Annotated in this window: 19 protein-coding genes and 1 other annotated feature; of the genes, 2 read left to right on the top strand and 17 right to left on the bottom strand. The window is 48.4% G+C overall.

Annotation, left to right across the window (positions count from 1 at the left end):
- Positions 1-138: 138 nt before the first annotated feature.
- The 14 genes from AUC31_RS05550 to AUC31_RS05485 form a co-directional block, all read right to left on the bottom strand.
- Complete coding sequence (locus tag AUC31_RS05550) at positions 139-894, bottom strand: pilus assembly protein PilO (protein WP_058381004.1); 756 nt, start codon at positions 892-894, stop codon at positions 139-141.
- Positions 891-1,640: a PilN domain-containing protein gene (locus tag AUC31_RS05545; protein WP_058381005.1), complete on the bottom strand. Its 750-nt coding sequence runs from the start codon at positions 1,638-1,640 to the stop codon at positions 891-893. The genes AUC31_RS05550 and AUC31_RS05545 overlap by 4 nt, the downstream gene beginning before the upstream one ends.
- 2 nt (positions 1,641-1,642) lie before the next feature.
- A complete protein-coding gene (pilM, locus tag AUC31_RS05540) occupies positions 1,643-2,578 on the bottom strand; it encodes a type IV pilus biogenesis protein PilM (RefSeq protein ID WP_058381006.1) in 936 nt (311 codons plus the stop codon).
- A gap of 40 nt (positions 2,579-2,618) precedes the next feature.
- Positions 2,619-3,074 (bottom strand): prepilin-type N-terminal cleavage/methylation domain-containing protein, encoded by a 456-nt coding sequence (locus AUC31_RS05535; RefSeq protein WP_058381007.1) that lies wholly within the window; start codon positions 3,072-3,074, stop codon positions 2,619-2,621.
- 135 nt (positions 3,075-3,209) lie between these two features.
- Positions 3,210-4,421 (bottom strand): type II secretion system F family protein, encoded by a 1,212-nt coding sequence (locus AUC31_RS05530; RefSeq protein WP_058381008.1) that lies wholly within the window; start codon positions 4,419-4,421, stop codon positions 3,210-3,212.
- Positions 4,422-5,474 (bottom strand): type IV pilus twitching motility protein PilT, encoded by a 1,053-nt coding sequence (locus tag AUC31_RS05525; RefSeq protein WP_058381009.1) that lies wholly within the window; start codon positions 5,472-5,474, stop codon positions 4,422-4,424.
- Position 5,475: 1 nt separating this feature from the next.
- Positions 5,476-7,134 (bottom strand): GspE/PulE family protein, encoded by a 1,659-nt coding sequence (locus AUC31_RS05520; RefSeq protein WP_174519997.1) that lies wholly within the window; start codon positions 7,132-7,134, stop codon positions 5,476-5,478.
- A gap of 22 nt (positions 7,135-7,156) precedes the next feature.
- Complete coding sequence (locus AUC31_RS05515; RefSeq protein ID WP_058381010.1) at positions 7,157-8,626, bottom strand: VanW family protein; 1,470 nt, start codon at positions 8,624-8,626, stop codon at positions 7,157-7,159.
- 1 nt (position 8,627) lies between these two features.
- Entirely contained in the window at positions 8,628-9,041 is a 414-nt protein-coding gene (locus AUC31_RS05510) for a hypothetical protein (protein ID WP_058381011.1), read from the bottom strand.
- Positions 9,042-9,074: 33 nt separating this feature from the next.
- On the bottom strand, positions 9,075-10,583 hold the full coding sequence (locus AUC31_RS05505) for a hypothetical protein (protein ID WP_058381012.1): 1,509 nt from the start codon (positions 10,581-10,583) through the stop codon (positions 9,075-9,077).
- A gap of 10 nt (positions 10,584-10,593) precedes the next feature.
- Positions 10,594-11,052: a prepilin-type N-terminal cleavage/methylation domain-containing protein gene (locus AUC31_RS05500; protein ID WP_058381013.1), complete on the bottom strand. Its 459-nt coding sequence runs from the start codon at positions 11,050-11,052 to the stop codon at positions 10,594-10,596.
- Positions 11,052-11,570: a type IV pilus modification PilV family protein gene (locus tag AUC31_RS05495; RefSeq protein ID WP_058381014.1), complete on the bottom strand. Its 519-nt coding sequence runs from the start codon at positions 11,568-11,570 to the stop codon at positions 11,052-11,054. Before AUC31_RS05495 ends, AUC31_RS05500 begins: the two co-directional genes overlap by 1 nt.
- A gap of 222 nt (positions 11,571-11,792) precedes the next feature.
- On the bottom strand, positions 11,793-13,496 hold the full coding sequence (locus tag AUC31_RS05490; protein ID WP_058381015.1) for a sensor domain-containing diguanylate cyclase: 1,704 nt from the start codon (positions 13,494-13,496) through the stop codon (positions 11,793-11,795).
- Between the two features lie 46 nt (positions 13,497-13,542).
- Positions 13,543-14,859: a bifunctional folylpolyglutamate synthase/dihydrofolate synthase gene (locus tag AUC31_RS05485; RefSeq protein WP_237150709.1), complete on the bottom strand. Its 1,317-nt coding sequence runs from the start codon at positions 14,857-14,859 to the stop codon at positions 13,543-13,545.
- Between AUC31_RS05485 and AUC31_RS05480 the strand changes: the two genes are divergently transcribed.
- Both AUC31_RS05480 and AUC31_RS05475 read left to right on the top strand, forming a co-directional pair.
- Positions 14,806-15,669: an ATP-grasp domain-containing protein gene (locus tag AUC31_RS05480; protein ID WP_058381017.1), complete on the top strand. Its 864-nt coding sequence runs from the start codon at positions 14,806-14,808 to the stop codon at positions 15,667-15,669. The genes AUC31_RS05485 and AUC31_RS05480 overlap by 54 nt on opposite strands.
- Complete coding sequence (locus tag AUC31_RS05475) at positions 15,666-16,460, top strand: ATP-grasp domain-containing protein (RefSeq protein ID WP_058381018.1); 795 nt, start codon at positions 15,666-15,668, stop codon at positions 16,458-16,460. The genes AUC31_RS05480 and AUC31_RS05475 overlap by 4 nt, the downstream gene beginning before the upstream one ends.
- 338 nt (positions 16,461-16,798) lie before the next feature.
- Here the strand turns inward: AUC31_RS05475 and AUC31_RS05470 are convergent, their stop codons facing one another.
- From AUC31_RS05470 to hemL, 3 genes are all read right to left on the bottom strand, one after another.
- Positions 16,799-19,432 carry a valine--tRNA ligase gene (locus AUC31_RS05470; protein ID WP_058381019.1) on the bottom strand — a complete coding sequence of 878 codons (2,634 nt, stop codon included), beginning with the start codon at positions 19,430-19,432 and terminating at the stop codon, positions 16,799-16,801.
- 81 nt (positions 19,433-19,513) lie between these two features.
- Positions 19,514-19,732: a binding site (T-box leader), on the bottom strand.
- A gap of 21 nt (positions 19,733-19,753) precedes the next feature.
- Positions 19,754-20,803 (bottom strand): AbrB family transcriptional regulator, encoded by a 1,050-nt coding sequence (locus AUC31_RS05465; protein WP_058383655.1) that lies wholly within the window; start codon positions 20,801-20,803, stop codon positions 19,754-19,756.
- A gap of 241 nt (positions 20,804-21,044) precedes the next feature.
- A complete protein-coding gene (hemL, locus tag AUC31_RS05460) occupies positions 21,045-22,331 on the bottom strand; it encodes a glutamate-1-semialdehyde 2,1-aminomutase (RefSeq protein WP_058381020.1) in 1,287 nt (428 codons plus the stop codon).

Genomic DNA, 22,331 nt, shown 5'->3' with positions numbered 1-22,331 from the left:
CTTTCCCGCGGGAGTCTCAGCAGTTTTGCTATATAGAGTAAATTTCATTTTGTAATTCAGGATGGTTTGTAATTATAGCGAACCTATAAACGAAGCATTGCCTGATAAAAGAAGAAAAGGAAATCGCAATGATTTCCTTTACTCTTCCTCCGATGCACTTTCTTCGACCGTGACGTCGACGTCGACATCCACGTCGGGATCTGTTTCTTCTTCGTCGTCATCGGCGTATTCTGTGCCATCGTTCGCCGGCAGCGGGTCTTGCTTATCGGCAGGCGCCGGTGCATCGATTTTCGGCACAGTGTCTTCCAAAGCAATGAGGTCTGGGCGATAATACGCCGCAAACGACAGCGTTACTTGCAAGCGTTCGGTTTCTTCAACCACTTCCCGCACTTCGGGATTGGCGCCAAAATTGATCGACTCAATGACCAGAATGCGTTCCATTTCCTCGATTTCAGAAATAAAGTCGGTAATTTCGTTATAATTTTCTGCCGTAAACGCGACAGTTGTTTCCACTTCTTTTAAATTCTCGAGTCCTTCGACTGGAACCGGGAGTGCGACATCCGCTTCTGCGAGCTGAATCGCTTCGACGCGTGTTCCGGAGATGAGCTCTGCTTCTTCAATCTGTAACACCATCAACTCAGACAGCGGATCGATCGACACTTTCTTCTGCAGTTCAAGTGCACTGACAGTCTCGCCTTCCGGTAATTCCTTTACTTGCGTCTGCAACGCCATCAAAACGTCGCGTTCAGAACGCAGCGTTTGCTGGGCTTGTTCGCGCGCTTCTTTCGCCGGTACATACATCAAGAAGTAAGAATACAATCCGAGAGCTAACAGGAATAAAACAGCAAGTGCGATGAGCGCTTTTTCTTTTTGGCTTTTTGTCATACTGCTCATGCGGCTTCACCCCCTGCTTCTGCATCGTCCGCGTCGACTTCAACATCCACTTCGACATCCGTGTCTTCCGTTTCTGTTGTCTCCGCTGGTTCTTCGGCAGTTGTTTCGGTTTCAGCTGTTTCTTCCACAACTTCCCCTTCTGCTTCTTCGCCGCCTTCAACCGGGATGCGTTCGTCTTGGAACAATAATGTATAAGTTGCCAAATAACGCGGCGCATTCGTTACAGCTTCATTTTCTTCACTTTCTTCGCCTTCTGTCTGTTCTTCCAAAATTTCCGTCGCGACATTATCGAGTGTCGCGGACGACAGAAGTTCGGACGCTTTCAGCTGAGCCAAATAATAAGCTGATTCACGGGATGAGTCGAACTGGACCACGAGCTGCGCTTGGTCTAGCCCTGTGTAGGAGAAAGTTTGGAAAAAGCCGCGTGCCGGAAGCAAGGAGACCAGTTCTTCCAATAGCGGAATCGTATCGAATTGATAGCTTTCGGCCCATTCGACCGTCGCCTGCAATTGCTGTTCTTCGTTCATGCCTTGGCGCGCTTCGAGTTCACTGCGGATTTGTGCCTGTTCAGCCATGACGCCCTGCGCCTGGACTTGCAAAGCCTGTTGTTCATTCGCTTCGGCTCTTGACATCATGGCAAAAACTGCCCAGATGATGATCGCCAATAATAAAATCGCGACCGCCGCGATTAAAACAGCTGGCCGGTCGCGTTCTTTTTGTGGGAGTAAATTAATATCGACTAACATGCCTACACCTCTTTCAACGCCAGGCCGATTGCCCGGTTAAAGCGCGGTGGCACCATTTTGCCGTCCGCTTCGATGCCGTCTTTGACGAGCGGCTCGACGTCTATCAGGAACCGGTCGGACAAACGGCCGCAAAATGCATGCCAATCGCCGAACTCTCCGTTGCAGATGACTTTCGTGATGCCCTGTTCGCCTTCGTTCATATTGTAACGGTAGAAATTGCCGAGCTTTTCAGCTTCTTCTTCGACAGCCTCAAGCAATTGCGACGGATCTTCCGGGTCTGCAACGAGCACAGTGAGATCGACCGGCCGCATAAACATCGGGAAATGTTCATGGAAAATCGATACTGTCATTTTCTTGCCTTGCATATCGATGAGCATGATGTGTTCGTCTTCCAGGAAATCGTGTTCGAGATACGCCAAGCGGTAAAGCGCAAGCGGCGTAATATCAGCGACAAGAGGTTTTAGTTTGGCACCGTCGAATAGATCTTCGTAATCTTTGATAACCGATTCTTTTGAGGCGATGATAATCGCTTCCGGTTCGTCGGAATCCAAGTGGTATGGCACCACATCGAATACCGGGTCTTCAAAAGGCAAATACAAAGTGGATCCGATTTCGATAAAGAAATGCCCTTTTAATTCGTCGGCTTCGACTTCTTCGGGGTAAGGGACTTTGCGGATGATAACAAATTCGTCAGGGGCGAGGAATCGGACTGACTTTTTGGAGAGACCCCACTGATCGACCGCCTTACCGAGTTCCACAGCGAGCGCTTCTGGATCTACGATTTTGCCGCTGTCCATGATGCCTTTTGGAAGAAATAATTCTTCCGCCTGGATCAAGGAAACCGGTTCCGCAGACTTCAGCTCAACATAGCGGATTGCATCTTCTTCTATCGTAATCGTCGCTACGCGCGCTTTTTTCTGGAAAAACGGTAAAGCCATTTTGATCAGCTCCTTTAAATCTTAACTTTTTCTAATATAATTAATTCGAATTTGGAGTTCCTAATGCTTCTCTACCCGCATCTAATTGAGCTTTAGTTTTAGCATCGACTGTGTATGTTTCACTGCCAGCTGTACCTTCAAACTCAATTACAGTGTTACCATCAGTATTTTCTTTTGTTACCGTAAACGAGGTTATATTCCCGTAACTTTCCAAATAACCGTCGAGATCATCACTAGCAGCTACAGTCCCATCCTCACTTGCGGCTGCAAGTTCTGCCGTTGGTTCATCACTGTTTTCAGCGAAATACAAATTTGCAGCAGACAATACATTTTGTGCATCAGCTACAAGTGCATCCTCACGTGAGTTCTGAATCAGGTTACTAATCGCCGGAATAGCAATTGCCGCGATGATCGCGATGATAACAATAACCGCCAAAAGCTCGATCAGCGTCATCCCTTTTTGATCTTTTAATTTCTTTTGCAAGAATTTTTTCATTCTCTTTTCCCCCTTATTATTTTGTTAAGTAAGTACCACTTTCAGTACAGCTTAATTATATCAATGGTCGCAGATTAAACAATATCTTTTTAATATTTTTTTAGAAATTTTTTCTTGTTAATATTGCTAAATTACCTACAAATTATCCACATTATTAAACATCTCAAACATCGGCATCATAATAGCTAAGACGATAGTCCCGACGAGAGCTGCAAGCACGACAATCATTAAAGGTTCAATTAAGGCTTTAAGTCTGTCGGTTTCGGCTTCCACCTCTTTCTCGTAAAATTCCGCTACTTTAGCAAGCATATGATCGAGCGATCCGGTCTGTTCACCGATTGCGATCATATGCGGAATGAGCGGTGGAAATGCCCAGTGCTGTTTCATCGGCGCAGTCAGAGATCCACCGCGTTCGAGTGAATCACGCGACGCTAACAGCACTTTCGACATGACCGCATTGCCGACGACCTTTTCGGTCATTGTCATGGCCTGCAAGATCGGCACCGAACTGGTGAACAGCGAACTGAGCGTGCGGGTAAGCCTGGCGAGTGCAGATTTTTGCAGAAGCTTCCCGAAGATTGGGATTTTCAACACGAGCGTATCGAGTATCATGCGCCCTTGCTCACTGCGTTTCATAAGCCAGATTGTCCCGGCAAAAATCAACGCGAACAGCACAAGCAAATACCAATACTGAACCGTGAATCGACTCGCCCCCATGACGATTTGCGTCACAATCGGCAAATCGCCGCCAAAGCCTTGGAACATATCGACGAACATCGGGACAATCGTCGATAACAAGAATATGACGACGCCGATCGCAAGAATGCCGACGACGACCGGATAGCTCATAGCCGAGATGACTTTTTGCCTCGTCTGGTACGCTTTGTCGTAATGCGTCGCGAGACGGTCGAGCGAGTCGTCGATATTCCCGGACAGTTCCCCAGCGCGCACCAAGTTAACAGTGAGCGGTTCGAAGATTTTCGGGTACTTGGCGAGCGAATCGGATAAGGAATTTCCCTTTCTCAGTTCTTCATCGATTTCAGCGAGCGTCTTGCGCAGCTGCTTGGATTCGACTTGCTGGGACAAAATTTTCACCGAATCGACGATGGTGACACCGGCGCGCATCAACGTCGAGAACTGACGCAAAAACATGATGAACTGGTCGCGTTTGACCGGACTGCCGAACGAAATGTCTTTTTGCAAGGCGCCGACCGGCACTTCGCGAATATCAATAACACGGATTCCTTCTTCGCGCAATTTTTGAACCGCTTCATGGCGATTTCCGGATGTGACGTAGCCGGCGCGGATTTTCTTCCGGTCACGGCCTTCGTATTTAAAGCGCGCCACTTACTCTTCGCCTCCGATCAAATAAGGCGCCGCGATCTGTTTCGTGATGCGGCCTTTATTCAATAGCTCCTGGACGGATGTCTGCATGAGATGCATGCCTGCCGCGCGGTTCGTCAAGATGACGTTCGGGATTTGGTGGACTTTTTCGGTACGGATCAAGTTGGCGATCGCCGTGTTGTGGATCATGATCTCAGTCGCAGCGACGCGCCCTTTGCCGTCCGCTGTTGGAAGCAGGCGCTGTGAGATAACCGCTTTCAAGATGCCGCCAAGCTGCGTGCGGATTTGTGCATGCTGCTCGGGCGGGAACACATCGATAATCCGTTCGACGGTAGACGCGGCGCTTGATGTATGAAGCGTGCCCATGACCAAGTGGCCAGTTTCAGCCGCAGTGATCGCGGTCGTGATCGTCTCAAGGTCACGCATCTCGCCGACCAAGATGACGTCCGGGTCTTGACGGAGTGCGGCGCGCAAACCGTTGGCGAATGATTTCGTATCAAAGCCGACTTCACGTTGGTCGATGACCGATGAGCCGTGCTTATGCATATACTCGATTGGGTCTTCGAGCGTGATGATATGTTTCGACATATTTTCATTCATATGGCGAATCATCGCAGCCAAAGTTGTCGATTTCCCGGAACCGGTCGGGCCGGTGACGAGGATCAAGCCTTGATGCGTATCGGCTAATTTTTTCAAAGTATCCGGCATTTTCAAATCGTCGATTGACGGTATAACTGTCGGGATTGTCCGGAACGCGTGTGAAATGGAGCCGCGCTGGTGGAACGAATTGACACGGAAGCGGGACACTCCGGGAATCGCGTAGGAATAGTCCATCTCGCCTTTTTGCAGGAACGTCTCCCATAAACTTTCCGGCATCAATGCTTTCGCGATCGCTTCGGTATCGTCCGGTAACAGCCGCTCTTCCCCGTAGCGCTTGAGTGAGCCGTGCATGCGAAAGACGGGCGGGATGCCGGTCGTCATATGGATATCGGAAACATCAAGTTCCCGCGCTGCGGTCAATACTTTATCGATAAAATCAATAGCGGTTTCATTCATATTAGTCACTCATGGCAACGCGGAGCACTTCTTCCGTCGTCGTCATGCCCTCCTTTACTTTTAATAAGCCGTCATCAATCAAAAAAATCGTTTCATTGGCGACAGCGATTTTGCGGATCTCAGCAGCTGTGCCACCTCTGTTAATGACATCTTTAATGGCATCGTCGACAACGAGCACCTCGTGGATCGCCATGCGCCCTTTATAGCCGCTCATATTGCATTGCGGGCATCCGGCACCACGGGAAATGGTGTCGATCGACAAGCCCCTTCTCGCGAAAATCTCTTTCTCGCGCACGGTGGCCGGCTGAATGTCACGGCAATCTCTGCACACGCGGCGGATCAAACGCTGCGCGATGACCGCATTCAGTGAAGCGGTGACAAGAAACGGTTCAATCCCCATGTCCATGAGACGTGTGATCGATGCGATCGAGTCGTTCGTGTGGATCGTGCTTAACACTAAATGCCCTGTGAGCGAAGCGCGGATGGAAATGTCCGCTGTTTCTTTGTCGCGGATTTCCCCGACCATCACGATGTCGGGATCCTGGCGCAAAATCGACCGCAACCCCGCTGCAAAACTCAAGCCGACATTGGCGTTCACTTGGATCTGGTTGATGCCTTCCAATTGATATTCCACCGGATCTTCGACGGTAATGATATTCACTTCTTCAGAATTCAATTTATTGAGCGCTGCGTATAAAGTAGATGATTTCCCGGAGCCGGTCGGGCCGGAAATCAAAACGATGCCGTTCGGCTTGTCGATTTCGCGCATAAAGCGTGCCATATTCGTTTCGTTGAAGCCAAGCTTCGAAATATCGGTCAAGTTCTGGCTCAAATCCAAAATCCGCATAACGATTTTCTCGCCGAATACCGTCGGCAAAGACGATACGCGCAAATCGATTGCCCGGAAGTCGACGGTCGTCTTGATACGCCCATCTTGCGGAATGCGGTTTTCGGTAATGTCGAGATTGGCAAGAATTTTAATGCGTGCCGTCACCATCTGCTGCATCGATTTTGGCAAAATCCGCTCGGTCCGAAGCGTGCCGTCAATCCGGTAACGCACCAATAGTTTGGCTTCATGCGGATCCAAATGAACATCAGACGCTTTCATTGCCACCGCATTCGACAGCAATTGATTGACGAGGCGTACGATCGGCGCATCCAAATCAGTCAACTCGTCGGTCTTGTCTTCTTTGACATCCGGCATTTCTTCAAGCAATTCATCGTACGATTCTTCTTCGTAATACTTGGCGATCGTTTTCATGATGTCTTCTTTTGAGGCGATCGTCGGTTCGATTTGAAAGCCTGTCGACAATCGCAAATCATCAATCGCGATGAAATCCGTCGGGTCGGTCATCGCGATGAACAAGCGGTCGCCTTCTGTCTTCAATGGCACAAGCAATTTGCGCTTTGCGAAATCTTTCGGCACGACATTGAACAACAGCGGGTCGAAAGGATAGCGGAACAGCGAGACATGCGGGATGCCGAGTTGCACTTCGAGCGTTTCGATCAATTGCTGCTCAGTGATGAGCCCGCGTGACAATAACGCGTCTCCGAGTTTCTGGTCGTTCTGTTTCGAATCGAGCGCTCCTTGCAGTTCTTCCTGTGTCAATAAGCCTTGCTCGACAAGAATGTCGCCAATGCGTTTCCGTTTAATTACCATTCAAATCCCCCTTGCCCTGTCGTTACTCGTCGACTGGTTTTCCTGCTTTGTCATAAACCGGATCTTCATCTGCCGGTGGATCGTTTTCATCGTTTTCATCGTTTTCGTTTTCATCTTCATTTTCACTATCTTTATCGGTTCCGGAATCCTCAGTTGAATCGCTACCTGCTTCACTGGATCCTTCTATCGATTCATCAGGTCCAGTGCCTGTTCCGCCCTCATCACCGGCAACTGTGCCGTCTTCAGCACTTTGTTCTGCTGGGTCGTGGATGCCATTATCATTTTCATCGACAAAGCCTTCATCTCCAGGCTGTGGAACCGGTTCCCCGTCCGCATCGGTCGCTGGCGCTTCAGGTACAGTGAGCGGATACACTTCGACGCGGTGGACCGGCGGATAGAAATCGCTCGACACGGGTTCGACGCGCACTTCTTTATCCCCTTCTAAGATGCTTCTCACCACTTCAATGCGTTTACCATCCCGGCCTTCTTCGCGCACTTTTTTACCGCTTGAAACGAACGCGCTGTATTGCTTGATGAGCCGCGGCTCGACTTCTTTATCATTTGCAGCGGAAATGTAATACGTGTGGACGAACGGCTGTCCGTGGATGGATGCCGTCAGTACATCGCTTTCCAAATAGACGTTCAAAGTGAATGAACTTGCATTTGGATTGGAAAATGCAAAATCAACGCCCAATGTACGGTTGATCGCTGCTTCTTCACCAGCCGGCACGTTTTCGGGCACTTGTTCACCGATGCTGCGCTGTTCAATGAAGAAATTCGTCCGCAACACGGCCCCGTAAATGGCCGAAGTGATTTCTGTCAGTTCGCCATCTGTCGCTTCCAGCAAAGTCAATTCTTCCAGCATCGGCAAAAATGCGAACGACTCATTCGGGCCGATCACTGTACCATCGAGCGCTTCGATCAATTCGTCTGCGCCGATGCTGCTGATACTATGGGAGAAACTCGATTGTGCTACTTCTTCCGGCTGCATTTCGAGCGAGTCGCTGCTGATGTCGACACGTGTCACGGACTGGCCGCCTTCAAGCGCAGTCTCAAGTTGCTGATGGATATTCGCGATATCCGCTTCTGTAAATGGGACATCGGTAAATTGCTTTTTCAAGAACGAACGCGTCGTTGATTCAGATAAATCGAACACAAAGTCGTTCTGTGCGCCGCTCTGTGCTCTTTCCAAAGTTTCATCCAATGAAATCTCAACATCTTTCAATGGATATTTCGCTGTCGCATCCAAATACGTGACGTGCAGTTCCGATGATTCACGAACTGCGGAAGCCTGGCTCAAGAACAAATTTTTGGCATCCGTGACCGCCATATTCGAGACATCGGTCGTGCCGATATATGTATAATCACCGTATTCAGCCGATGGGAACACCCATTCATCGACCGCATACGCACCGGCATTGGCTGTGCCAAACACCAGAAGGGCGGCTCCGAATACGCCGCCGAACACTTTTCCGAATTGCTTATTGTCCATCTTAATTCCCCTTTCCGACCGGGCCGATGGACTCCATGCCAAATACCTTCTCGGATTTCTCTATGGTGGCTTCCTGTTTCTTTACAGGCTCTTCTCTGATTGCTTTCGGTTCTTGTGGGATTGCAACGGACTGTTTTTTGCGTTTCAATCGCTCCTCTTTCAGCTTCACTTTCTCCTGTTGTTCGCGTTCTTCTATTTTCATGAAGAGCAATGCTGTGACGAGCGACAGCCCGAGAATCGCGAGCAGGCTCATGTGCCAAGCGAAACTTCCTTGCATCCATAGCGCCACAGCTGCCGCTAAAAGGCTGCCGACTGCAATAATATAGGTCTTTTTCTTATTCTCTATTTTTTTTAAAAAGACCACTCCTGCCATAACTGCCGCAGCAATTATGACCCATATCAATAATTTAACCACCCTTATTCCCCCTACCCCTTGCGCATTTCTTTATTAATATTCAACTTCTAAACCGAAACCAGATCCGATCGGTTCTGGAACCGAGACATCGATCGGGACAATCTTGCTTTCTTTCATTGAGATGCCGCAGTTTTCCAAAAACGTTGAATAATCGCTGGCTCTCGTTACATAGATACTGGTCAGCTCTTGGTTGATCGTTCCGTGTTTATCCCTTAAAACAAAATTCTTCTCTGCCACTTCCGTATAGTAGATCAAATGGCCGCTGTCCGAGAACGCGATCTCCCTCTCCAAACGCGACAAATCATCCGGATCAATTCGGTCAATATCTATGCAAAAGTTGGAGTGATTCGAGACTTCAATATGGTTTTTCCAATCTATTTGCGCTTTTCTCGTTTTGTCTTGATAACCCAGTACGAGGAAATTTGTGTTGTACATATTTTTCAGGTTTACGTCGACATCCAGCTCTTTTACAACAATTGTCTGTTTTTCTCCGTTCTTGCCAAGGTTTATAATGTTATTTCCGATTGAGAGCTTGCCCGAAATGAATAAATTGGCATTGACTAGATTATTCATATTATTAGGTGCCCCTGCATCATTTTCGTTCACGACAATATTGATACCTTGAAAGTCAGTGTTGTTGCAGCTGTTCTCGCAAACGAAATCCGCATAATCATCTGTAAAAACACGGAAATCTTTCGGATCCATATCATCATCAAGTGATGCTAGAAACTCTTTTAATGTTTCATCGGCCTTTGCTTTACATTCATAAGGCGCTTCCGCTGTCTTGTTTTTAACGGCAGTCACTAAGTCTGCACAAGAGATTGTAGGCGGTGTCAGTGAAAAGACTTTATCGTAAGTCAAATCTTCATCTTCAGTGATGACTATGGTGTTGATCTTTCGTGTTTCTGTACTGTCTAGAAAACTATCTGGAATTTCTACTTGAAAAATCGCGTTTAGTTCTTTTTGGTTGTCGATTGCTTTTCCTTCAACATTTAAGACAATCTCTACCCATTTCACTTCTTTGTCGATGACAAGCAAATCTTCCACATCATTTTGTGCCGCATTCATTTTCTTGGCGGTTGCTGATTTGACGTGATATTTTACTTGTTCACCATCAAATGGATTTTCTTCGCCAGCTAATTTCAACGCATCCAACTCATTGCTTTTTTCGAGAATTTTTTGGACGTATAACTCTTTCATTTCTCTATCAATTTTTTCTTCCCATGCAGTGCGTTCCAATTCGCTATCGCAAGTTGCACCCAATGGCAATTCGATGCAGGCAATGAGCTCATTTAATTTGAGTTGAGTTTCCTGCTGCATTTCTTCTTTTAACAATTTCAATTCACGCTCGAAATCTGAACTGTAATAGATGGTGCCCATTTCCGCAGCCGCTACCGCTTGATTTCCTGTATCCACAACTTTCTCTTGTTTGGCGTGATTCAATGACCCCGCCATGAAGGTTGCTGCCAGCCCCATAAACAAGACGATAATGAGCAGGACGATGACAAGCGCATAGCCTTTTTCGTTATTCAGCTTTTTCATATTGCGCCTCCTATGGCCGGTCCGTGCGGATGCGTGTCAAGGTCGTCTGGATGCTTAAGTTTCGGCCGTTTTTTGTTAAATTCAATTGGATATTTGCATGATTTTTCTTTGGTTCGATTAAGGTTTCGGCAGTTAAATCTGCATTCCCGGCTATGATGGTGCCTGTATAGTCATATTCTTTGTCGAGCACTCGCTCAAAAACACCCGCTCCAGTAGCATCAGGAATTTTCAACATTAATTGGCCACCTTCAAACTTAAGCGAATACGCTTCATTTTGACGATGTGCAGCCGATAGTTTCGTGATAATGATATTAGCGTCTTGTTGGATTTCGGTTTTGCTCGTTTCTGCAGTGGTGTGCTTCATGCCAATTGACAGAGCCGTCCATGCCGCAGTCGCAATGATGGATACAAGGAGCAGTGCCGCGAGCACTTCAACGAGGCTTATGCCTTTTTCATCGAGGCCCTTCATCAATTTTGCTCCTCCACGCGGTACTGGAGATAACCATACGTTTCACTACTGACTTGCCCGTCTTCGTAAATCTTTAAATGCATTTTATGCAACTGGGCAAGTGTTGGATCATCGCATTTAAGGAGACTAGTTTCTGTTTCCGTCAAAAACGGTGTACAGTCGAGTGCAAGCTCGACCTCATACCGATAGCCATCCTGCTTTTCAAATCGTGCATAGCCGTTTTGCTCAGAAATTTTTGTATAGCTTAAGCTTGTCATCGTATCTTCATATTTATCGATGAACTTCTCGTAAATGACAGGATCTATTTCGCTGCGATCCCCCAGCCAGTCCGCATTGGTGATTTCAGCCATCTCCTGCCTGGCCAAGTTCATCGTGTCGAGTTTCGCTTCGGTCTTATTGTTGAAGAGGGTCATTTGGGGAAATACTGTCATGATGCCGACGAAGACGATGCCGAGGATGACAAGTGCCGCCAACACTTCGACAAGGGTTAAGCCTAGTTGCGATTTCAGCTGATTCATTTCCAGTATTCCCCCTAATTTATCATTAATTAATGTAAGTAATTTCCTTTTAGTGAAGCCTTTCTATCTAAATCAAGCTACGCCTATATTATTGCATGTTTACTTGTATTTGACACGGTATTTTTACAGGATAATCTATACTTTTTAATAAAACTTTAGCTTTTATTCCCATCTTTCCTGAGAGAAAAAGACTACAGAATCGGCAAAAGCCGTTCTGTAGTCTTATTTTGTGTAGGCAGCGACTTTATTGCGCCCTGCTTGCTTCGCCCCAATATACAACGCCCGGTCTGCGTTGCGGATCATGGCCATGGCGTCATCGCTGTCTTCTGGTGCTGAAGAGACGCCGATGCTCATGGTGATTTTGATGCCCACCGTACCGCGTTTGTCGTCTAGGTCACTGTGGATGGTAAATTCGTGCTTTTCTATTTCTTTGCGGATATTCTCAGCGAACAGCATGGACACTTCCTTGCTGTAGCCCGGCAGCAAGATGACAAACTCTTCGCCTCCGTAGCGGGCGACGGTTCCTTCATTGCCGACCATTTTCGTCAATAGATTGGCCAGCGCAATAAGGATTTCGTTGCCACTTTGGTGGCCGTATTTGTCGTTGATCGCTTTGAAGTAATCGATGTCCATCATCACTACGGACAGATGATCAAGCTCTTTGCTATTCACTTGTTCCATGCATTTGCCGATCGCTTCGTCCAAGTAGCGGTAATTATACAATTTCGTCAGCCCGCAGCGTTCGCTCTTGGCAATCGCTTTTTGGACGAGGACCGCTTTTTCCAAGGATACGGCAAAATACGTGCTTAAAATATCGAGAATTTGCAGCTGATGGGGAAGAAATGCATGCTTCCTGCGGGCAGTGAGAACTAAAACACCTTCGATTTTATTGTTTCGTGAAATGGGCATGGCCATGAGGCTCTCTGAATCCGCATGAATGTATTCCGTGGGCATGTTTTTCCACTGTGCTTTGCTGCTGAACATGTATGAACTGTCTTTTACAATCGCTTGTCCTGCAATTCCTTCGTCGTATTCAATCGGCTTCTTGTCAAGCGGCTGCAATTGGCTTTCTTCGAACTTCCTCAACATCAGCAGCTGCCCATCGCGGAAATCAATGACATACGCAAAATCCACTTTAAATAAATTGGCAACTTGAATGACAAATTGATCGAGCACTTCGTCTGTTGATAAACGGGCCGCTAGTTGGTGGCCGATCACGCCCGCTTTTTTCAAATCGTTGTTCACCTTTTCAGAATTGGTGTACATGTGAATAATCGCAGTCATCGTAAAGAACGGGATGCCGAGCAATAATAGAGCCGCCAAGCCAAAATAGGCTTCTGACATATAAAGGGCAATCGAGAACGGAAACACCAAAAACGTAATGGTGAAATCCCAGATGGTATCGAGCGAGAAAAAGTCTTTATGCTCGCCAAGGATTCTTGCATATCCGTAGAGAATCAATTGATTGGCGACAAAAGAGACGGTCTGGAACAATAAACCGAACACGATCACATCTCCGAGATTTAAAGAACCAATCTCACCGCCTGCAAACAGGAATGTCAAACCCGCAATCGCTGAAACGGCAAAGAACATCATTGAGTTGAACGGGATGCGCACCGATATGCCTTCAGAAGTTCGAAGCCTTAAAATGACGATGATCATCGTAATCTGGGACAGGATGACTTCGACAAACAATCCGTATTTCAAAAATACAGCTACCGTTAGCCATTGTACGAGATAGGTGGGCACGCCGCTGATGTTCATCGGGAACAAGCAAGCCAGCACGAAAAAGGCCAGATAGGCTAGAACATCGGCCAGTTCCATGGAAGGCGGAGGGTAATATTGATAGATGAGGTAAAGCCCTGGCGGCACAATCAATAACCATGCTGTCCACAGGATTCGCCTTCTTTTTGTTAATGGATCCATCGCACTTCTCCCTTACTATGTTCACACAGCGCCCCCGTTTTGCTGATCAGCGGTTTTTGTATAGCCGGAACATTTCATAATTTTGTTGTTTTAAGATACTAAGTAGGTAAAGAGAACCTGTGACTATTGTCACTTCTATATCTTCGTATACAGGTAATATATCATAATCATTTTGAATTGTCTTTATTTTACTTATATTTTCTGAAAATAAAATCTGCGCCGACATTGCGCGCTCGTCTTCAAAATTAATGAATGTAAAACGTGCAGCAATATTTTCCAGCGACTTTAAAATGGATAAATAGTCCTTTCCTTGAATTAACCCCATTACAATATGGATTTTTTGATTTGGGTAATTTTCCTGTACGGTTTTCACCAGTGCATCAATGCTTGCTTCGTTATGCGCCCCGTCAAAAATGACTTGCGGGAACACTTCTTCAAAGCGAAAGGAAATGGCTGCTTGAGCCAAGCCCGAAACGGCTTTTTGCTCTTCAAAAAATCGTCCCAGCACTTGTTCAGTGGCCGTCCATGCCAATGACGCGTTGATTTTTTGATGTTTCCCTTTCAACTTCAATGGACCTTTGTACGCTTCTAGCACCTTGGACACAGGAGCATTTTTTTCTTTTGCGATTGCGTCGACTTGCTCGAAAGCTAGCTCAGGCAGAGGGCCAATAACGACGGGCTTATCCTGTTTAATGATTCCCGCTTTGTGCCAAGCGATTTCTTTGATAGTGTCGCCAAGAAAGACCGTATGTTCTTTTGAAATGCTCGTGATGATCGCAATGAGCGGATCAATCACATTGGTGCTGTCGAACCTGCCGCCCATGCCCGCTTCGATGATGATAAAATCGGGCTTTTTGTCTTTAAAAATGAGAAATGCAAGCACCGTCAGCAATTCAAAATCCGTCAATGGCGTTTTCACTGTCGCCAGCTGCTCCATTGCCTGGTCGAAGTCTGCGGCTGCGACCGGCAAACGATCAATCTGGATTTGGTCATGGATATCTTCGATCGCAGGCGAAAAGAAATTCCCGACACGTTTTCCGTGTGCCATAAGAATGGATGAAACGAAAGCCGCCGTGGAGCCTTTGCCATTGGTTCCCGCAATGTAGATAAATGGCAGCCCGTGGTGGGGATTTCTCAATTCAGCTAACGCGGATTCCATTGCTTCTAGTCCAGGTTGAATCGAAGCGTCCGACTGGACACCCCATTTATCTTTATAGTGATCGAGTCCTGTAATCATAAAAAAACCTCTTTCCGTAAGTAAACATGATACACTTTTTACGTATGAGTATATCATGAAGGTGGAATGGAAATGCTGAGTTGTTGGGTGATCTATAACGGAAGCCTCGTTTCCGATAAATTTCAAGACCAAGCGCAATTGATGGCAGAAGCCGCCGAGCGCCAAGGGATCCAAGTATCCATTAAGAAAAACTATGAAATCCAAATGTCGCTGTCTGAACAGCAGCCGTTTCCCGATTTTGCAGTGCTGCTCGATAAAGACATCCTGCTCGGATATTTCCTGAAAAGCCGCGGCGTTCCCGTTTACAACGATCCGGCGATCATCGATTTATGCGATAACAAAGCCACGCAGTACATCCGGCTAGCCGAACGAAAGATCCCGATGCCGAAGACGATCGTTGCACCGAAAGTCTATCCGAACTTCACAATCCAAGGTTCCGGTTATTACGAAGGCATCTTGGATCAACTCGGCTTGCCGATGATTATCAAAGAAGGCCACGGATCGTTCGGCATGAAAGTGTACCTGATCGAAACCGAAGAGCAGTTTTACGAAAAAGTCGAAAGCCTGTCCGGCATCGATTACGTATTCCAGGAATTCATCGCAGAAAGCCGCGGGCGCGACATCCGCGTCAATATCGTCGGCGAAAAAATCGTCGCGGCGATGAAACGGCAGTCCGACACCGATTTCCGAGCGAACATCACAAATGGCGGGCGTGCCTTCCCAGTTGAACTGAGCGAACAGCAACAGCAACTCGCACTGGATGCAGCGCAAGCGGTCGGTGCCGTATTTGCCGGCGTCGACTTGCTATACGGACCCGACGGCCAGACGCTCGTCTGTGAAGTCAACGCCGCTGCACACATCCGCAATATCCTCAATGTCACAGGCGTCAACGTCGCAGATGCGATGATCCGCTATATTCAGGAGGATTTGGCATGATCGTTTTGTATGAATCCGCGGCTGCACAGCATAACCAGGGATTTATCGATGAATTGAAGCGCTATTGTTCAATTGAGTTGCTCACCTGGGATGACTGGAGCGAGGATGGGGTGGAACAATTAATCCAGCGCGTCCATGGCCAATCGGTGTTTTACCGCGTACGGCAGCCGCATGCTGCCCGTTTTTTGGAAGATCGCGGAGTACGGCTCATCAACCGTGCGGAAGTGAACCGCATCGCCAACGATAAATGGCAAAGCTATCAATTTTTCCAAGTTCTTGGCCTCCCCGCGATCCCGACGTATCGGTCGGCTCTGCCGTATCCGTATATCGCCAAAAGCGCGGATGGCCACGGCGGCGCGGAAGTGTGGCCTGTCGAATCGCCGGAGGATGTGCCTGCTGTTGAATCCCTGCTCCTCTATCAGCCCGTGGTTCCGCATATTGCCGATGTCCGGGCGTACGTTATCGGCAAGAATATCGTCGGTGCGGTCAAACGCAGCGCCACTAGTTCATTCAAAGCGAATTATTCGCTCGGTGCTTCCGTTGAACGATTCGAGCTGACGGCTGCACAGCGAAACGACGTCGAAAAAATCGCCACAGCCTTGAACAGCGATTACATCGGCATCGACTTTTTGCTATTGGAAGACGGCCGCCATGTGTTCAATGAACTTGAAGACCCAGTCGGCGCACGCTCTTTTTACCAAACACACGATGATAATATCGCCGAGCTCTTGGCACAGCATTTTACAAACTTGGAACAAAACTATCCGTTCCGTGACAGCGACCGGAACTAAATGAGGTTATTACTCAGTTACGAATTGAAATAGAATCATTTTTCCGACATTCAAAATCAATGACCTGTCTAAGGATTTGAAGAAGCGTTCGCTCGTAAACCCTTCTGCTCAATAATGCTGCGCATTACTTTCGCAAAGATAATGTCTCCCGTTGGTCGACCTTATCTTTCCTGTGGATCAGCGAGACGACCGAGACCCCGCAGGCCGCAGTGGCGTCTGAGGAGGCTTGGGCGCGAGTCCACGTACAGCGAGCGATAAGCTTCGGAAAACACGGCTTCCTAGCTTTCTTGACAAGCTGAAAAAAGCGATTCCCATTTAAAGGGAATCGCTTTTTCCTATTACAGGTTCTTCAATTCTTCCATGCGTTTTTCAACAGTTGCGTGCTTCTCAAGGTAATCCGCTTCTTTCTTGCGTTCCTCTGCCACTACCGCTTCCGGTGCTTTCGACACGAAGCGTTCGTTCGACAATTTGCCTTGGACGAGCTTGACTTCTTTCGCCCATTTGTCGAGTTCTTTTTGCAGGCGTTTCAATTCTTCTTCGATGTCGATCAAGCCTTCAAGCGGCATGAACAATTCCGCTCCGGACACGACCGCTGACATCGATTTCTCAGGTGCTTCGATGTTGTGGCCAATCGTCAAAGTCTCCGGGTTGCAGAAACGTTCGATGTACGCTGCGTTTTCTTCGAGCACCGACAACGTCGTCTCGTCTTTCGCACTGATCGTCATCGGCACTTTCTTGCTCATCGGCGTCTGGACTTCGGCACGGATCGTGCGGACCGAACGGATAACGTCCATCAATAGCTTCATGCTGTCGGCTTTTTTCGCATCGCTCAGTGCCGGGTCGGCTGTCGGCCAAGCGGCAATCGTGATCGATTCGCCTTCAGTCGGCAAGTTCTGCCAGATTTCTTCTGTGATGAACGGCATGAATGGGTGAAGCAAGCGCATTGTGTTATCGAGCACGTATGCGAGTACGGAACGCGTCATCGCTTTTGCCTGTTCGTCTTCTCCGTATAATGGCAATTTCGCCATCTCAATATACCAGTCACAGAAATCATCCCAGATGAAGTTGTAAAGCAGGCGCCCGACTTCCCCGAACTCGTAGCGTTCCGCAAGGTCTGTCACTTGCTCGATCGTTTCGTTGAGGCGCGTCAAGATCCATGTATCAGCCACGGATTTCTCGCCGGACAGATCGATGTCTGTGTGCTCCATGCCTTCCATGTTCATCATTGCAAAACGCGATGCGTTCCAGATTTTATTGGCAAAGTTCCATACCGACTCGACTTTGTCATTCGAATAGCGCAAGTCCTGTCCTGGAGATGATGCCGTTGCCAGGAAGTAGCGCAAGGAATCCGCGCCGTATTCCGCAATAACGTCCATCGGGTCGACGCCGTTGCCGAGTGATTTCGACATTTTGCGGCCTTCCGCATCCCGAACAAGGCCGTGGATGAGCACGTCTTTGAACGGTTTTTCGCCAGTGAATTCGAGCGCCTGGAAAATCATGCGCGATACCCAGAAATTGATGATGTCATAGCCCGTCACGAGTGCATCGGTCGGGTAATAACGGCTCAATTCATCGTTTTCTTCCGGCCAGCCGAGTGTCGAAAATGGCCATAGGGCGGATGAGAACCACGTATCGAGAACATCTTCATCTTGCGTCCAGTTTTCCGCATCAGCCGGTGCCTCGTGGCCGACATAGATTTCACCGGTTTCGTTATGATACCAAGCCGGGATCTGATGTCCCCACCATAATTGACGCGAGATGCACCAATCGCGGATGTTTTCCATCCAGTGCAAATAGGTTTTTTCGAAACGGTCCGGCACAAAATTGACGCCGTCGTCGCTCTTTTGGCTATCGACCGCTTTTTTGGCAAGTGGCTGCATGTCGACGAACCATTGCGTCGACAGATACGGTTCGACGACCGCACCGCTGCGCTCGGAATGCCCGACCGAGTGAAGGTGATCTTCAATTTTAAACAGCACGTCCATGTCCTGCAAATCTTTAATGATCGCTTTGCGGCATTCGAAGCGGTCCATGCCTTCATATTTGCCGGCATTTTCATTCATCGAGCCGTCTTCATGCATGATAAGGACGCGCTCTAAATTATGGCGATTGCCGATCTCAAAGTCGTTCGGGTCATGCGCAGGCGTGATTTTCACAGCGCCGCTTCCAAATTCGCGATCTACGTAATCGTCAGCAACAATTTCAATTTCACGTCCGATGATTGGCAAGATGACCTTTTTGCCGATCAAATGCTGATAGCGTTCGTCTCTCGGGTGAACCGCTACTGCCGTATCGCCGAGCATCGTCTCAGGGCGAGTCGTCGCGATTTCGATATGGCCAGAACCATCAGCCAGCGGATAGCGCATATGATAGAACGCACCTTGTACGTCTTTATAGATAACTTCGATATCCGAGATCGCCGTTTTGGTCGCCGGGTCCCAGTTGATGATGTATTTGCCGCGGTAAATCAATTTTTTCTCGTACAATTTCACGAATACTTCGCGCACCGCTTTTGACAAGCCTTCGTCCAAGGTGAAACGCTCGCGTGAATAGTCGAGTCCAAGCCCAAGCTTCGACCATTGCTGGCGGATATGGCCTGCGTATTCTTCTTTCCATTTCCATGACTCTTCAAGAAACGCTTCGCGGCCCATATCGTGGCGTGAACGGCCTTCTTCTTTCAGCTTGCCTTCGACTTTCGCCTGTGTCGCGATGCCGGCATGGTCCATACCAGGAAGCCACAAGGCGTCATAGCCCTGCATGCGCTTCATGCGCGTCATGATGTCTTGTAAAGTCGTATCCCACGCATGCCCTAAGTGAAGTTTGCCCGTGACGTTTGGCGGCGGGATAACGATCGTATACGGCGTTTTGCCGCTTTCCGGTTTCGCTTCGAAGAATTTATTGTCCACCCACCAGTCGTAACGCCCTTGTTCGATTGCTTGCGGTTCGTATTTCGTTGATAATTGCTTGCTCATCCAAATTCCTCCTCTTGGCCAATATTCGGCTCTGTTTACTGTCGAACTTAAAAATGAATACAAAAAAACTCCTGTCGTCTCGTAAAGGACGAAGGAGTTTTTCGCGGTACCACCTTTATACACAGGCAGAATTGCGCCTGGCTCTCAAGTTCGATAACGGATTCGCATCCGGTTCCCGCTACTCATTTCACGGCAACTGCTCCGAGGTGACATTCAAATGCGGAACATGAAAGCCTCTCACCACTCGGCTCCCTCTCTGAAATGTCCCGGACACTTTACTATCCTCATCAACGCATCAATATCCTGTTAAGCTTATTGTACTCAATAGCCTGATTTAGCGTCAAGCTTTTTCACGTAGTGAGACACGAGCGGCGCCGCAACGAGCAGGATAAAGAACAGCCGGAACAGATGGAAGCTCGTCACCAGCGGCACATCGGCTCCCGCCTCGAGCGCGGTAATCGTCATCTCCGCCATGCCGCCCGGGGCTGCACTCAAGAAAAAGTCGAGGAATAGATACTCCGGCAATAGCAGTTCCAATCCGTAGGCAAGACCTGCTGAAAACACAATGAGCAATACGGTATTGAGCAATACTGCCCCTGCAATCCGCCCATCCAAGGAATCGCCAAGCTTCTCCATCGACAAGCCGAGATGCGTTCCGATCAACACTTGCGCGATGATGATGACGAGTCCCGGTAAATCGATTAAATCGCTGCCGGTCAAGGTCTGGACGACAGCCATCGCAAGAACCGGCGCCATCAATTCGCGCGCTGGAAAAGAAATGCGCTTCATGATCCAGTACAAGACGTAACCGAAGACGAGTGCGATGCCGAATGCATACGGCGAGAACCGGAAGGCCGTCTCTGTGATGTCACCCGGCGCTCGTCCCGACAAGAGTCCTGCAGCGAGCGGCACGGTGAAGACGATGAGCAGGATGCGGAAGGTCTGCATGACCGACACGATCGTCACATTAGCGGATTTCACTTCTTCTGAAATTAGCACCATCTGCGACAAGCCGCCCGGCATTGAACCGAGCAACGCCGTCGACATCGTGACGCGCGTCATACGCTGGAACAACCATCCGAGCACTAAGGAAAACGCGACGACCGCGATCGTCATGATGAACATATACGGCAGATCTGTCGCCATCAACAATACCGACTCCTGCGTAAAAGCTGCGCCGATCTGAACACCGAGCAGCAATAGCCCGAGCGTCCGGAACACTTTCGGCCAGTGGAACTTCATATCGGTCACTTGACGCAAAATAAGAAAAGCCGCCATCGGACCCAGCAGCCAAGGCAGGAACAAGCCGGTCAAGCTAAACAAAAAGCCAGCGCCAAGCGCAATGGCTAAAGTTACAAGAAAACGTTTCAATGCGTTACCAACTTTCACTAATTAAAATTACCATTAGTTTTATATTACCAGACTATTAGACAGAAAATGCACTTCCCTCTACAAATCGATTTCTCAACTAATAAGTTTCGTCACTCTTATGGCAAATATAATCCTCTCCCTTCACCTATCCTGATAATAAAAGAAACGAGCACAATTAATTTGTGAAAAAAACCGCCCCCAAAAGCCAGCGGTTCTGGCCTTCAAGGACGGTTTATCTAAATTATTTCGCTAGTTTCGCAAACACATTATGGAATGCTTGCACTGTGCGTTCGATATGTTCAGGTGTATGGGCAGTCGAAAGGAACATGCCTTCAAACTGGGATGGTGGCAAATAAATGCCTTCTTCCGCCATCAAACGATAGTACTCCGCAAACAACTCCAGATCGGAACTCGAAGCTGTTTCAAAGTTCGTCACTTCCTCATTCGTGAAGAAGAAGCCGATCATCGAGCCTGCACGGTTGACCGTATGCGGGATATTGTATTTTTCAGCCGCTTCGCGGAAACCTTTTTCGAGCTGGTCACCACGTTCGACGAATGTTTCGTAGCTTGCTTCATTCAAACGCGACAATGTCTCAAAGCCTGCACGCATCGCGAGCGGGTTTCCGGACAGTGTGCCTGCCTGGTAGATCGAGCCGCTTGGTGCGACTTGTTCCATGATTTCGCGTTTGCCGCCGAATGCGCCGACAGGCAACCCGCCGCCGATGACTTTGCCAAGGCATGTCATGTCCGGCGTGACGCTGTAATGGCCTTGGGCACAATTATAGCCGACGCGGAAGCCGGTCATGACTTCATCAAAGATCAAAACGGTGCCGTTTTCATGCGTCAAGTTGCGCAGCTCTTGAAGGAATCCTTCAGCTGGCGGGACGACACCCATATTGCCGGCAACCGGCTCGACGATCACAGCCGCCAAGTCATCGCCGAATTCCTGGAATGCTAAACGCACGCTTTCCAAATCGTTATAAGGAACCGTGATCGTGTTTTTTGCCACAGATTCAGGAACGCCTGGTGAATCCGGCAAGCCGAGTGTCGCAACGCCAGATCCTGCTTTAATCAACAAGCTATCGCCATGGCCGTGGTAGCAGCCTTCGAATTTCAAGATTTTGTTGCGTCCGGTATAGCCACGTGCCACGCGCAATGCGCTCATCGTCGCTTCTGTACCGGATGATACCATACGGACCATTTCAATTGACGGCACGCGCTCTTGGACGAGTTTTGCCATATCGTTTTCAAGGGTCGTTGGTGTGCCAAATGAAGTGCCAAGTGTTGCCTGTTCCTGGATGGCTTTCACCACTTCAGGATGGGCATGGCCCAGAATCAGCGGGCCCCAAGACAAGACGTAATCGATATACGTATTGCCGTCGATGTCCGTAATGGTCGCGCCGCTGCCGGATTGCATGAAAATCGGGTCCATATTGACCGATTTAAAGGCTCGCACCGGGCTGTTAACGCCGCCTGGCATCAATGGTTTCGCTTCTTCGAATGCTTGTTTAGAGTTTTCGTATCCCAT

Source organism: Planococcus rifietoensis, assembly GCF_001465795.2.
Taxonomy (GTDB): domain Bacteria; phylum Bacillota; class Bacilli; order Bacillales_A; family Planococcaceae; genus Planococcus; species Planococcus rifietoensis.
This window is presented reverse-complemented; position numbering and strand designations above follow the sequence as displayed.